Annotated in this window: 12 protein-coding genes and 1 tRNA gene; 1 reads left to right on the forward strand and 12 read right to left on the reverse strand. The window is 55.9% G+C overall.

Annotated elements, in window-relative coordinates; genetic code table 11:
* Positions 1-254: 254 nt before the first annotated feature.
* The 3 genes from C4J90_RS17055 to C4J90_RS17065 all read right to left on the reverse strand — a co-directional run bounded on the left by C4J90_RS17055 (position 255) and on the right by C4J90_RS17065 (position 3,826).
* Entirely contained in the window at positions 255-1,127 is an 873-nt protein-coding gene (locus C4J90_RS17055; RefSeq protein ID WP_124415111.1) for an oxaloacetate decarboxylase, read from the reverse strand.
* A 119-nt stretch (positions 1,128-1,246) separates the two neighbouring features.
* Positions 1,247-2,554, reverse strand: coding sequence for a C4-dicarboxylate transporter DctA (dctA, locus tag C4J90_RS17060; RefSeq protein WP_124363493.1), 1,308 nt, complete (start codon positions 2,552-2,554; stop codon positions 1,247-1,249).
* 102 nt (positions 2,555-2,656) lie between these two features.
* Positions 2,657-3,826 (reverse strand): mandelate racemase/muconate lactonizing enzyme family protein, encoded by a 1,170-nt coding sequence (locus C4J90_RS17065; RefSeq protein ID WP_124363494.1) that lies wholly within the window; start codon positions 3,824-3,826, stop codon positions 2,657-2,659.
* A 99-nt stretch (positions 3,827-3,925) separates the two neighbouring features.
* Between C4J90_RS17065 and C4J90_RS17070 the strand changes: the two genes are divergently transcribed.
* The gene (locus C4J90_RS17070; RefSeq protein WP_124420409.1) at positions 3,926-4,801 is read left to right on the forward strand and encodes a LysR family transcriptional regulator; all 876 of its coding nucleotides are present in this window, start codon (positions 3,926-3,928) and stop codon (positions 4,799-4,801) included.
* 460 nt (positions 4,802-5,261) lie between these two features.
* Here the strand turns inward: C4J90_RS17070 and C4J90_RS17075 are convergent.
* The 9 genes from C4J90_RS17075 to thrS form a co-directional block, all read right to left on the reverse strand.
* A tRNA-Pro gene (locus C4J90_RS17075) sits at positions 5,262-5,338 on the reverse strand.
* Between the two features lie 90 nt (positions 5,339-5,428).
* The gene (locus tag C4J90_RS17080) at positions 5,429-5,785 is read right to left on the reverse strand and encodes a MerR family transcriptional regulator (protein ID WP_003219935.1); all 357 of its coding nucleotides are present in this window, start codon (positions 5,783-5,785) and stop codon (positions 5,429-5,431) included.
* A complete protein-coding gene (gene ihfA, locus C4J90_RS17085; protein WP_002553164.1) occupies positions 5,766-6,068 on the reverse strand; it encodes an integration host factor subunit alpha in 303 nt (100 codons plus the stop codon). The genes C4J90_RS17080 and ihfA overlap by 20 nt, the downstream gene beginning before the upstream one ends.
* Positions 6,069-6,071: 3 nt before the next feature.
* Positions 6,072-8,450 (reverse strand): phenylalanine--tRNA ligase subunit beta, encoded by a 2,379-nt coding sequence (pheT, locus tag C4J90_RS17090; RefSeq protein ID WP_124420410.1) that lies wholly within the window; start codon positions 8,448-8,450, stop codon positions 6,072-6,074.
* Between the two features lie 26 nt (positions 8,451-8,476).
* Positions 8,477-9,493: a phenylalanine--tRNA ligase subunit alpha gene (gene pheS, locus C4J90_RS17095; protein WP_034099107.1), complete on the reverse strand. Its 1,017-nt coding sequence runs from the start codon at positions 9,491-9,493 to the stop codon at positions 8,477-8,479.
* Positions 9,494-9,602: 109 nt separating this feature from the next.
* Positions 9,603-9,959, reverse strand: a complete 357-nt coding sequence (rplT, locus tag C4J90_RS17100; RefSeq protein ID WP_005789679.1) for a 50S ribosomal protein L20 — start codon at positions 9,957-9,959, stop codon at positions 9,603-9,605.
* Between the two features lie 29 nt (positions 9,960-9,988).
* Positions 9,989-10,183 (reverse strand): 50S ribosomal protein L35, encoded by a 195-nt coding sequence (rpmI, locus tag C4J90_RS17105; protein WP_002553160.1) that lies wholly within the window; start codon positions 10,181-10,183, stop codon positions 9,989-9,991.
* Between the two features lie 60 nt (positions 10,184-10,243).
* The gene (infC, locus tag C4J90_RS17110) at positions 10,244-10,795 is read right to left on the reverse strand and encodes a translation initiation factor IF-3 (protein WP_015884933.1); all 552 of its coding nucleotides are present in this window, start codon (positions 10,793-10,795) and stop codon (positions 10,244-10,246) included.
* Positions 10,795-12,717: a threonine--tRNA ligase gene (thrS, locus tag C4J90_RS17115; protein ID WP_124363569.1), complete on the reverse strand. Its 1,923-nt coding sequence runs from the start codon at positions 12,715-12,717 to the stop codon at positions 10,795-10,797. The genes infC and thrS overlap by 1 nt, the downstream gene beginning before the upstream one ends.
* Between the last annotated feature and the right edge of the window lie 150 nt (positions 12,718-12,867).

The raw sequence follows: 12,867 nt of genomic DNA on the forward strand, positions 1-12,867 counted from the left end.
CGCTCACGCTCTTGCTCAGTGGAGTGCGCTGGGGTTTCCTGCTCGGGCTCTTTCTTCTTTTCTTCAGTCATCGCTATATCCTCTGGGTGGTAGCTGTTTCGGCACCTAGTGGAATCAGCAGTTCAAATCAATCCACTTGTAGTGGTCAACTAATCCCGGACACGACGTTCAGTCTTTCTTCGGCCCGAGCTGGCGCCAGCCCTCCGTTGAACGGATGCGGTCGAATCCAGTTGTATCAATGCATCAAAAGTTTTTTAGCCGAAGTCGTGTCCTGACTTCAAATAGGTTTTCGCCCACTCACAGTAATTGTCCGAGAGTGTGTATTTAGAAAGCAGATCAGGAAGCGAAAGCTCGCTTCCCTCTGTGCCGCTTTGTTCGCGCAGCGCCTCGTAACTCGCTTTGATAGCGGCCAAAAATGGAGCATGCCCATTGACCACGATCCTCACATTGGCTGCGCTCAGTTTCTCAACATCGCTCAGTGCCGGGTTTCCATAATTGATCAGCATGATCGGCACGCAAAGATGCGAGGTGAGTGCCTCCAAATGTTGGAAGTCCTTTACTCCGACAAGGCAAATCGCGTCAGCCCCAGCCTTTTGATAGGCCGTGGTGCGTGCAATGGAGTTTTCCAAAGTGGTAACGGCCGCATTCGTACGGGCGATGATGCTGAGGGCATCATCTGAACGGGCAAACCGCGCAGCGTAAATCTTGCTTGCGGCTTCTTCCATTTCAATAAGTACGTGCGACTGCTCGTCGTATCTGGCCGGTAGGTGGGTGTCTTCCAGCGTCAGGGCAGCAACACCGGCTTTCTGCAGCTCGGTCACTGTTCGCATTACATTGAGTGCGTTACCAAACCCATGATCAGCATCCCCAATGATTGGGATCTGGCTGGCCCGACCGACTCTGGAAACCTGCTCGACATATTCATCAAGCGTGATCAGAGAAATGTCCGGAGCTCCGAGCACTTGAAGCGAGGCGACGGAGCCACCTTGAATGGCAACCTCAAAGCCAAGGTCGTATGCCATACGAACCGAGATAGGATCGAACACGGAAGCAGCAAATTTGCAGATGGTTCCCTGGAGTAAATCACCAAACGCCTCGCGCAGTTCATGATGTGATCGCTCAATCATTTTTGGCTCCACCAAGTTCTTACAAGTAATTTATTTTTCTCATTCGAGTTGAACGAAACCTGCAAGGCACTACCGGTCATATCCGTTTCTAAGGCGAGCTGACCGGCTCTCTTTGCAGGCTATTTCTGCGCCAGCAATGCCTTCCTGGCCGTCTTTTCGTGTTTCATTGCGGCAATCTCACGCTCGCAGGCTTCGGCGTCAAAGGAGTTGTCCCATTTGGCAATGGCGAGGGTGCCGATACCGTTGCCGATCAGGTTAGTCACGGCTCGCGCTTCGTTGAGGAATCGGTCGATGCCCAAAAGCAGGACAAGGCCTACCAACGGAATGGAGTGGATGGTTGTTAGCGTTGCCGCAAGGGTTATGAACCCGGCACCCGCTACGCCAGCGGAGCCTTTTGAGGTCAGCAGGAAGACACCCAGCAGAATCATCTGATCCATAAACGTCAGGGGCGTATTGGTTGCCTGTGCGATAAAAATCGCCGCCATGGTGAGGTAGATGCAGGTGCCATCTGCATTGAAGGCATATCCAGTGGGTAGCACCATGCCCACCACTGACTTCTTGCAGCCGAGCTTTTCAAGTTTCACCATCATTCGCGGAAGCACAGCCTCGGTTGAGCAGGTGCCAAGCGTGATGAGAATTTCATCTTTGAAATAACGCAGAAATTGCATCAGCGGCATGCCCGACCATCTGGCAACCGCCCCCAGTACGACCACGATAAAAATCAAGGTAGTGATGTAGAGCGCGACCAGCAACTGGCCGAGTGACAGCAAGGTACCAATGCCGTACTTGCCTATAGTGAACGCCATCCCGGCGCCGGCACCAAGGGGAGCCAGGCGCATCACCATTGCGACGATCTTGAACAGCCCTTGCAGAAACAAGTCGATGGTATTGATCAGCGGTTTGCTGGTTTCGCCCATTTGAACGAGGGCAATGCCCATCAATACCGAAATCAGAATGACCTGAAGCATGACGCCATTGGAGAATGCGCCAATGAAGGTGCTCGGGATGATGTTGAGAAAGAAATCGATAGTGCCGCCCTGTTCACTGGCGGCTTGGCTGTACTTGGCGATAGCGCTGGCATCAAGCGTGGTAGCGTTGATATTCATCCCGGCGCCTGGCTTTACGACATTGACCACAATAAGGCCGATGACCAGCGCAATGGTTGAAAGGATTTCAAAGTAGAGCAGCGCCTTGACGCCGATCCGCCCGACCTCCTTGATGCTGCCCATCTTGGCGATACCCACCACGACAGTACCGAAAATAATCGGCGCCAACAGCATTTTGATGAGTTTGATAAAGCCATCCGCAAAAGGTTGAAGCCTGGCTCCGAATTGCGGTTCAAAGTGACCAATTGCAGCGCCGATGACGATACCGATCAGCACCTGCACATACAGCTGGCTGTACCAGCGGGACTTGGACATTTCCACGGTAGCACCTCATTTTATTTTTGTGATGGGCATGTGGTTTGGCGTCAGTGGATGACGCCTGAGTCTGCGGCCCCTTTAAAAGGAACCGCAGATCGGGGTTGATCAGCCTTCGCCTAACTCGCGCATGACTGCGTACAAGGCGGACTTGGCTTCGAAACCAACACCTGGAATATCCGGCAGGCCGACATAACCATTTTCCACCTTGATTCCGTCGGCAAAGCCGCCGAAAGGCTGGAACACGTCGGGGTAAGATTCGTTGCCACCCAGGTGCAGACCGGCTGCGATGTTCAGGGACATCTGGTGGCCACCGTGCGGAACTACGCGGCGGGAAGACCAGCCCATTTCTTCCATCACTTTCAGGGTGCGCATGTACTCCACGAGCCCATAGGACAGCGCGCAGTCGAACTGAAGAAAGTCGCGATCAGGGCGCATGCCGCCGTGGCGCAGAAGGTTACGAGCATCCTGGTGGGAGAACAGGTTTTCCCCGGTCGCCATAGGCAGCTCATAGTGATTGGCAAGCTCAGCCTGAAGTGCGTAATCGAGCGGATCGCCGATTTCCTCGTACCAGAAGAGGTTGTACTTCTTGATGGCTTGCGCGTAAGCAATACCGGTCTGAAGATCGAAACGACCGTTGGCATCGACCGCCAGTCGACGACCGTCCCCAACCACCTCTAGTACCGCTTCGATGCGACGGATATCTTCGTCCAGTGGCACCGCACCGATCTTCATTTTGACAACGTCGTAGCCACGATCCAGGTAGCTCTGCATTTCTGCTTTGAGTTTGGTCTGGTCTTTGCCTGGATAGTAGTAGCCACCTGCTGCGTAGACCCAGACCTTGTCATCGGCCACGCCGTTACGGTAACGATCAGCCAGCAGGCGATAGAGAGGTTTGCCTTCGATCTTGGCGACGGCATCCCATACAGCCATGTCGATAGTGCCAACTGCTACTGAGCGCTCACCGTGACCTCCAGGCTTTTCGTTGGTCATCAGGGCTTTCCAGATGGCAAACGGATCCAGGTTGTTGTTTTCATGATCGACGAGCGTGTCTGGATCAGCTTCGGTGATACGCGCCAGGAAGCGATCACGCATCAAAGCGCCTTGACCATAGCGACCGTTGGAGTTGAAACCGTAGCCGATGACAGGTTTACCATCGCGAATTACATCAGTGACAACAGCGACGACCGAGCAGGTCATTTTGGAGAAATCGATATAGGCGTTGGCAATTGGGGAGGCAATAGAAACAGTTTTTTCGCGGATGTCTACGATACGCATAACGGGTTCCTCTTGTTGTTTGTGGCCACACGTTATGCTTTGCGATGACACCCGCCCAATGCTATTAATGCCGCGCCCTATGCACAGGAGGCATTGCCCTTGGAACTCGTTTGGCTTGAGGATTTTTCAGCGCTTGCGGAATACGGCAGCTTTGTTAGGGCGGCTGAAGCACGGCATGTTACGCAGCCAGCATTCAGTCGCAGAGTGCGCTCATTAGAGAATTGGATGGGGGTACAGCTGTTCGTTCGCACGCCTCAAGGTGCGACCTTGACCGAAGCAGGGAGGCAAATTCTGCCAAGTGCTCAGGAAGCCGCCAGGCGCTTGTACAGAATGCGCAACGAAGCTCAAGAAGTGGCGGGAATGGCCGCTAAATCGCTGCAATTCGCTGCAACCCACTCCTTGTCGTTTACATTTTTTCCAAGGTGGCTTCGAAGCACAGAAAACGGCGCCCCAATCGAGGCTGTGCAATTGCACTCGGATAGTATGGCTGTTTGTGAGCAAATGCTAATACATGGACAGGTTCAGTTTCTGCTCTGCCACCGCCATCCCGACGTTCCCCCCTTACTGGCTCCTGACCAGTTCATGGGTAAGAAAGTTGGAGAGGACGTTCTCGTTCCTTTGGCGAGTGCTTCTGCCAACTTCGGCACCTCCCCAGCGGCATTGCCATATCTGGCTTACAGCCATGAGTCAGGATTGGGGCGCATAGTCGCTCACCGACTGCGTGGCAAGGAAGATTACCTTCACCTCAAACCACTTTTCAGCAGCCACCTCGCGGCAGTTCTGATGTCCATGGCACTGGAAAGCAAAGGAGTTGCATGGTTGCCCAAAAGTCTCACCGAGCAAGAAATACTGGATGGCCGCTTAGTCAGAGCACTCGACGAAAGCTGGGATATCCCCTTGGACATTCATCTGACCCGTCCGATAGCGCCACTCAGTCAATCTGCCGAAGAATTCTGGGCGAGGATGGGCGGCTAGATCCATTTAGCTACCTACAGTTCTCATTCATCAATGGCATTCTAGTGGCTAACAAAACCAGATACGTCACGTATTCGTGAAGTATCTGATCACTGAATCGCCATTGTTTGAAGTCAGCAACCTGATTCATCAGATTATCGCCAAATTGAACCCCTACTGTGGGGCACTGCGAAGCATTGACGCATGCGCGACCGTGAAACAGACCTAATCCCAGGTGCAAAGTATCCGAGGTGCTATTCAGTGCATCGGCCACCTGTTCTTTGCGCGGCTGATTGATTCACAGATAACGGTAGGGCCTTGGGTGAACCTCGAGTGGTACTTCCTGCGCCCTGTTCTCATGCCTCTCCAGAATTTATGCGCCAGCTAAGATTCCACCTAGAGCTAGCGGTTTTGCAGGGGTGAAAACTAATAAAAATAAAAAAGGGTCGCGAGATAAAATCTCGCGACCCTTTGAAATATATGGTCGGGACGGAGTGATTCGAACACTCGACCCCTAGCACCCCATGCTAGTGCGCTACCGGACTGCGCTACGCCCCGACTAGGCGTGTTACTGGGTTTGCTTCTTAACGAAGCGAACCGGAATATACCGCAAGCTTTTGAAATGTGGAAGTATTTTTAAAGCCTGAATCACTTCTTCAGCACCACCAGCACATCTTCGAGTTCGGAGATCATCTGGCGGATCATTTGCTTGTATTGGGTGGTGTCGTCTTTGGCTTCATCACCGGACATGCGCTGGCGTGCGCCGCTGATGGTGAACCCCTGGTCGTACAGCAACGCGCGGATCTGCCGGATCATCAGCACATCCTGGCGCTGATAATACCGGCGGTTCCCAGTGCGTTTGACGGGGTTGAGTTGAGGAAACTCCTGCTCCCAGTAGCGCAGCACGTGCGGTTTTACCGCACACAGCTCGCTGACTTCACCGATGGTGAAGTAGCGTTTGCCCGGGATGACGGGTAGTTCGTCGTTATGACTTGGTTCCAGCATAAGCCTCAACTCGGGCCTTCAACTTCTGCCCTGGACGAAAGGTGACCACACGGCGAGCCGTGATCGGGATTTCTTCTCCCGTTTTTGGATTGCGGCCAGGCCGCTGGCGTTTGTCCCGCAGGTCAAAATTGCCGAAACCGGACAATTTGACCTGTTCGTTGTCTTCCAGAGCGTGCCTGATCTCTTCAAAAAACAGCTCGACCAATTCCTTGGCCTCGCGCTTGTTCAGACCCAACTCTTCGTACAGACGTTCCGCCATCTCAGCTTTCGTCAAAGCCCCCATACGTCACTTCCTTAACGTGGCGTTCAACCTTTGTTCGAGCGAGGTGAGGATATTTTGTGTCGTGGTATTCACCTCATCGTCATTAAGAGTGCGCGATGGATGCTGCCAGGTCAAGCCAACCGCAAGGCTTTTTCTATGCGGATCAATGCCTTTACCCTGATAGACGTCAAATAGCCTGAGGTCTGTCAGCCATTCCCCTGCATTTTCTCGGATTACATCCAGAACCGCAGTGGCAGCGACTTCACGGTCGGCGATCAGGGCCAGGTCGCGGCGTACTTCAGGGAAGCGCGAAAGCTCGCTGAATTTTGGCATTTTGCCCGAGGCAACTTCAGCCAGGACCAGCTCAAAAACGAAGACTGGACGGTCCAGGCCCAGGGTTTTCGACAGCTCCGGGTGAATGGCACCGACAAAGCCGACCAAACGACCTTCGCGCTCGATACGCGCCGTCTGGCCTGGGTGCAACGCAGGGTGTTTGCCTGGCAGGAACGTGAAGGCGTCCAGCGCACCGGCAAAGCCCAGCACCGCTTCCACGTCAGCCTTGACGTCAAAGAAGTCCACGGCATCACGGCCTTGTGCCCAGCCTTCCGGCAGGCGGCTACCGCAGACCACACCCGCCAGCATCGGCTCTTGCTTCAAGCCATCGAGCTGACCGACAAAGCGCAGGCCGCTTTCGAACATGCGCACGCGATCTTGCTGACGGTTCAGGTTGTGGGACAACGCCTTGATCAACCCTGGCCACAGCGACGAACGCATGGCCGCCATGTCGTTGGAAATGGGGTTGGCCAGTAACAGCGGCTCAACACCTGGGTTGAACAGCTCGAACTGCTTTGGATCGATGAAGCTGTAAGTCACTGCTTCCTGATAACCACGCGCAACCAGCAGGCGACGCAGTTCAGGCAGATGCGCACGGGCTTCAGCTTTCGGCTGCGGGGCCAGACGCGCTTGCGGGTAACGAACCGGCAGACGGTTGTAGCCGTACAGGCGGGCCAGTTCTTCGATCAGGTCAACTTCCAGGCTGATATCGAAGCGATGGCTTGGCACTTCAACGTGCCACTGCCCTTCCCCACCCGTCGAAATGGCGAGGCCAAGGGCTGACAGCAGTTGCTCGATCTCGGCAGGCTCGATCACCAGGCCGAGCATTTGCTCGACGCTTTTGGCGCGCAGCGTGATTGGCGCAACGGACGGCAGGTATTGTTCGCTGACAGTCTCGGTGATCGGGCCGGCTTCGCCACCGGTGATTTCCAGCAGCAGGCCAGTGGCGCGCTCCATGGCTTCACGGGCCAGCTTCCAGTCCACGCCACGCTCGTAGCGGTGCGACGCGTCGGTGTGCAGGCCGTATGAACGAGCCTTGCCGGCGATGGCGATCTGGTCGAAGAACGCGCTTTCAAGGAATACGTCGCGAGTGGTCGCAGATACGCCGCTATGCTCTCCACCCATCACGCCGGCAATCGCCAAGGCACGGGAATGGTCGGCGATGACCAGCGTGTCGGCGCGCAGGCTGACTTCCTGGCCGTCGAGCAGTACCAGCTTCTCGCCTTCCTCTGCCATGCGCACGCGGATGCCGCCATTGATTTCGGCGAGGTCAAATGCGTGCAGCGGTTGGCCCAGCTCCAACATCACGTAGTTGGTGATATCGACGGCCGCATCGATGCTGCGTACGTCAGCGCGGCGCAGGCGCTCGACCATCCACAGCGGAGTCGGCCTGGACAGGTCGACGTTACGGATTACGCGCCCCAGGTAACGTGGGCAGGCGTTTGGCGCCAGCACTTCAATCGAGCGCACTTCGTCGTGCACGGCAGGCACGCTGGCAATCACCGGGCGCGTAACAGGCACGTTGTACAGCGCTCCCACTTCACGGGCCAGACCGGCCAGGGACAGGCAATCGCCACGGTTCGGGGTCAGGTCGACCTCGATGCTGGCGTCTTCCAGCTCCAGGTAAACACGGATGTCCTGGCCCACTGGCGCGTCGCCCGGCAGCTCCATCAAGCCATCGTTACCCTCGCCTACCTGCAGCTCGGCCTGGGAGCACAGCATGCCGTTGGACTCGACGCCGCGCAGCTTGGCCTTCTTGATCTTGAAGTCGCCCGGCAGTTCGGCACCGATCATGGCGAACGGAATCTTCAGGCCCGGGCGCACATTGGGCGCTCCGCACACGACCTGGAAGGTTTCGGCGCCATTGCTGACCTGGCACACCCGCAATTTGTCGGCATCCGGGTGCTGCTCGGTGCTCAGCACCTCGCCCACTACCACGCCGCTGAATACACCGGCGGCCGGGGTAACGCTATCGACCTCAAGACCGGCCATCGACAGACGAGCAACCAGCTCGTCGCGATCTACCTGCGGGCTTACCCAGCCACGCAGCCATTGTTCACTGAATTTCATCCTGCTCTCCTAAAGATTCGTTACGACTAGCGAAATTGCGCGAGGAACCGCAAGTCGTTGTCGAAGAACAGACGCAAGTCGTTCACGCCGTAACGCAGCATGGCCAGACGCTCAACGCCCATGCCGAAGGCAAAGCCCGAAAACTCTTCCGGATCGATCCCGGACATGCGCAGCACATTGGGGTGGACCATGCCGCAGCCCATCACTTCCAGCCAGCCAGTCTGCTTGCACACGCGACAGCCTTTACCGCTGCACATCACGCATTCCATATCGACTTCAGCGGACGGCTCGGTGAACGGGAAGAAGGACGGACGGAAACGCACCGCCAGCTCTTTCTCGAAGAACACCCGAAGGAACTCTTCGATGGTGCCTTTGAGGTCGGCGAAATTGATATCGCGATCAACCAGCAGGCCTTCGACCTGGTGGAACATCGGCGAGTGGGTAATATCAGAGTCGCTACGGTACACACGGCCTGGGCAGACGATGCGGATCGGCGGCTTGTTCGCTTCCATGGTGCGGACCTGTACCGGCGAGGTATGGGTGCGCAGCAACATGTTCGCGTTGAAATAAAAGGTGTCGTGCATCGACCGGGCCGGGTGATGGCCTGGGATGTTGAGCGCCTCGAAGTTGTGATAGTCGTCTTCGACCTCAGGGCCTTCGGCAATGCCGTAGCCAATGTGGGTGAAGAACTGTTCGATACGTTCCAGAGTCCGGGTGATCGGGTGCAAACCGCCCGAGGCCTGGCCACGGCCAGGCAAGGTCACGTCAATGGACTCGGCGGCGAGCTTGGCCGCAAGATCGGCCTCCTCGAGCGACGCCTTGCGCGCATTGAGAACCTCGGTGACGCGCTCCTTGGCAACGTTGATCAGCGCACCGACCTGCGGGCGCTCTTCAGCCGGCAAATTCCCCAGGGTCTTCATCACCTGAGTCAATTCACCCTTTTTACCAAGGTAGTGAACCCGGATTTGCTCCAGGGCATTGATATCTTCAGCGCTTTGCACAGCCTCAAGAGCTTGAGCGACGAGCGCGTCCAGGTTTTCCATGTACAGACTCCAGATACAAAATAGGGGAAGAGCTTGAAGGCTCTTCCCCTATTTATGACGTTTACCACCTTGGGCTACAGGAGTAACCCAGGGTGACTGTCGGGGGTACTTAAGCCAAGGAGGCTTTAGCTTTCTCGACAATCGCAGCAAACACCGCTTTTTCGTTCACGGCCAGTTCAGCCAGAACCTTACGGTCGATTTCGATGGACGCTTTTTTCAGGCCAGCGATGAAACGGCTGTAGGACAGACCGTTAACACGTGCACCAGCATTGATACGAGCGATCCACAGGGCGCGGAACTGACGTTTTTTCTGACGACGGTCACGGTAGGCGTATTGGCCTGCCTTGATTACCGCTTGTTTGGCAACACGGAATACGCGTGAACGCGCGCCGTAGTAGCCTTTAGCAAGTTTCAGAATTTTTTTGTGACGCTTACGGGCAATGACGCCACGCTTTACACGAGCCATGAGTTACTTCCTCTATTCTTGATCCAAAATTAACGAAGGCGCAGCATGCGCTCGACTTTTGCCACGTCAGACGGATGCAGCAAGCTGCTACCGCGCAGTTGACGCTTACGCTTGGTCGACATTTTGGTCAGAATGTGGCTCTTGAAAGCGTGCTTGTGCTTGATACCGTTAGCAGTTTTCAGAAACCGCTTAGCAGCACCACTTTTAGTCTTCATCTTTGGCATGTTCGGATACTCCGCATTCAGTTGATAAACATAATCAGAAGGCCTGCCGTGCCCTGTTGATTACTTCTTCTTTTTCGGGGCGATGACCATGATCAGCTGGCGTCCTTCCATCTTAGGATGCTGTTCGACCGAACCGTACTCGAGCAGGTCAGCTTCAACCCGCTTGAGGAGTTCCATTCCCAGCTCCTGGTGGGCCATCTCACGGCCGCGGAATCGCAAGGATACCTTGGCCCTGTCCCCATCACTCAGGAAACGTACCAGGTTGCGCAGTTTTACCTGGTAATCCCCTTCCTCCGTCCCTGGACGAAACTTGATTTCTTTTACTTGAATCTGCTTCTGGTTCTTCTTCGCTGCGGCAACCTGTTTCTTCTTCTCGAAGATCGACTTGCCGTAGTCCATCACCCGGCAAACGGGTGGGATTGCATCGGCGGAAATTTCCACCAGGTCCAGCTTGGACTCTTCTGCAATACGAAGCGCTTCATCAATCGAGACGATGCCAATCTGCTCGCCATCAGCGCCAATTAACCGAACCTCGCGTGCCGAGATATTCTCGTTGATCGGGGCTTTCGGTGCAGCTCGTTTATCTTGTCTCATTTCACGCTTAATAATAATTACTCCGAATCTGGGCGACCACGCCGGGAAACCGCTTGCGCGAGGAACTCAGCGAACTGGGCGACGGGCATCGAGCCCAGGTCAGCACCTTCACGAGTACGCACAGCGACAGTCTGCATCTCGACTTCCCGATCTCCGATAACCAAAAGATAGGGAACCTTGAGCAAAGTATGCTCGCGGATTTTAAAGCCGATCTTTTCATTTCTCAAGTCGGACTTGGCACGAAATCCGCTTTCGTTGAGTGTTTTTTCAACTTCAGCGGCAAAATCTGCCTGTTTATCAGTGATATTCATGATCACTGCCTGAGTCGGAGCCAGCCACGCCGGGAATGCACCCTCGTAGTGCTCGATCAGGATCCCGACGAACCGTTCGAACGAGCCGAGGATCGCCCGGTGCAGCATAACCGGGTGTTTACGGCTGTTGTCTTCGGAGACGTATTCGGCTCCCAGACGGATCGGCAGGTTAAAATCGAGCTGCAGGGTACCACACTGCCAGACGCGGCCAAGGCAATCTTTCAGCGAGAACTCGATTTTGGGCCCGTAGAACGCGCCCTCTCCCGGCTGCAGGTCGTACGCAAGGCCCGCGCTGTCGAGTGCGGCGGCCAGTGCAGCTTCGGCGCGATCCCAGAGCTCGTCGGAGCCGACGCGCTTTTCCGGACGAGTGGACAGTTTCATCTCGACCTCGGTGAAACCGAAATCGCGGTAAACGTCCATGGTCAACTTGATGAACGCGGCGGACTCGGCCTGCATCTGCTCTTCGGTGCAGAAGATATGGGCGTCATCCTGGGTGAAGCCACGCACACGCATGATGCCGTGCAGCGCACCCGATGGCTCGTTGCGGTGGCAGGCACCGAATTCGGCCAGGCGCATCGGCAACTCGCGGTAGCTCTTCAGGCCCTGGTTGAACACCTGCACGTGGCATGGGCAGTTCATCGGCTTGATGGCGTAGTCGCGGTTTTCCGACTGGGTGGTGAACATATTGTCGGCGTAGTTGGCCCAGTGCCCGGATTTCTCCCACAGACTGCGATCAACCACCTGCGGGGTCTTGATCTCGAGGTAACCGTTTTCACGCTGAACCTTGCGCATGTACTGCTCGAGCACCTGGTAGAGCGTCCAGCCGTTCGGATGCCAGAACACCATGCCCGGCGCTTCTTCCTGGAGATGGAACAGGTTCAGGCGCTTGCCGATCTTGCGATGGTCGCGTTTCTCGGCTTCTTCGATACGCTGGATATAGGCGGCCAGCTGCTTCTTGTCGGCCCAGGCGGTGCCGTAGATCCGTTGCAGCTGCTCGTTCTTCGCGTCGCCGCGCCAGTAGGCGCCGGACAATTTGGTCAGCTTGAACGACTTGAGAAAGCGCGTGTTCGGCACGTGCGGGCCACGGCACATGTCGACGTATTCTTCGTGGTAGTACAGGCCCATGGCCTGCTCGTCCGGCATGTCTTCCACCAGGCGCAGCTTGTAGTCTTCGCCACGGGCGGTGAACACATCGATCACTTCGGCACGCGGGGTGACTTTCTTGATGACGTCGTAATCTTTTTCGATCAGCGCGTGCATGCGCTGCTCGATCGCCGCCAGGTCGTCCGGTGTAAAAGGACGCTCATAGGCGATGTCGTAATAGAAACCTTCGTCGATGACCGGGCCGATCACCATTTTCGCGGTGGGATACAGCTGCTTGACCGCGTGGCCGATCAGGTGCGCGCAAGAGTGGCGAATGATCTCCAGCCCCTCCTGATCCTTGGGCGTGATGATCTGCAGGCTGGCATCGGCGGTGATCAGGTCGCTGGCGTCAACCAGCCTGCCGTCGACCTTGCCGGCCACGGTGGCCTTGGCCAGGCCAGCACCAATGGATGCGGCGACCTCGGCTACGGAAACCGAATGATCGAACGAACGTTGACTGCCGTCGGGTAGAGTAATAGTTGGCATGGCGCCTCCTCTCCTAGTGGTGACCCCTACCAAAGGTCACGTGGGTTGGGATGAGCCAGTACAAGATCCAACACCAGGCCGCTCAATGCTGAACGCCTGCCTTACAGCGGCAGGAGCCTTTCGGCCAACCGATAATCGAACCAGAGTGAC

It is taken from the genome of Pseudomonas sp. R2-60-08W (assembly GCF_003852335.1).
In the GTDB taxonomy this organism is placed as follows: domain Bacteria; phylum Pseudomonadota; class Gammaproteobacteria; order Pseudomonadales; family Pseudomonadaceae; genus Aquipseudomonas.

Excerpts from the sequence above, each read along its gene's own strand:
- C4J90_RS17080 (WP_003219935.1), bottom strand. The coding sequence starts at position 5,785 with ATGCTGGAACCAAGTCATAACGACGAACTACCCGTCATCCCGGGCAAA.
- ihfA (WP_002553164.1), bottom strand. The coding sequence starts at position 6,068 with ATGGGGGCTTTGACGAAAGCTGAGATGGCGGAACGTCTGTACGAAGAG.
- C4J90_RS17055 (WP_124415111.1), bottom strand. The coding sequence starts at position 1,127 with ATGATTGAGCGATCACATCATGAACTGCGCGAGGCGTTTGGTGATTTA.
- pheT (WP_124420410.1), bottom strand. The coding sequence starts at position 8,450 with ATGAAATTCAGTGAACAATGGCTGCGTGGCTGGGTAAGCCCGCAGGTA.
- rplT (WP_005789679.1), bottom strand. The coding sequence starts at position 9,959 with ATGGCTCGTGTAAAGCGTGGCGTCATTGCCCGTAAGCGTCACAAAAAA.
- thrS (WP_124363569.1), bottom strand. The coding sequence starts at position 12,717 with ATGCCAACTATTACTCTACCCGACGGCAGTCAACGTTCGTTCGATCAT.
- C4J90_RS17065 (WP_124363494.1), bottom strand. The coding sequence starts at position 3,826 with ATGCGTATCGTAGACATCCGCGAAAAAACTGTTTCTATTGCCTCCCCA.
- rpmI (WP_002553160.1), bottom strand. The coding sequence starts at position 10,183 with ATGCCAAAGATGAAGACTAAAAGTGGTGCTGCTAAGCGGTTTCTGAAA.
- pheS (WP_034099107.1), bottom strand. The coding sequence starts at position 9,493 with ATGGAAAACCTGGACGCGCTCGTCGCTCAAGCTCTTGAGGCTGTGCAA.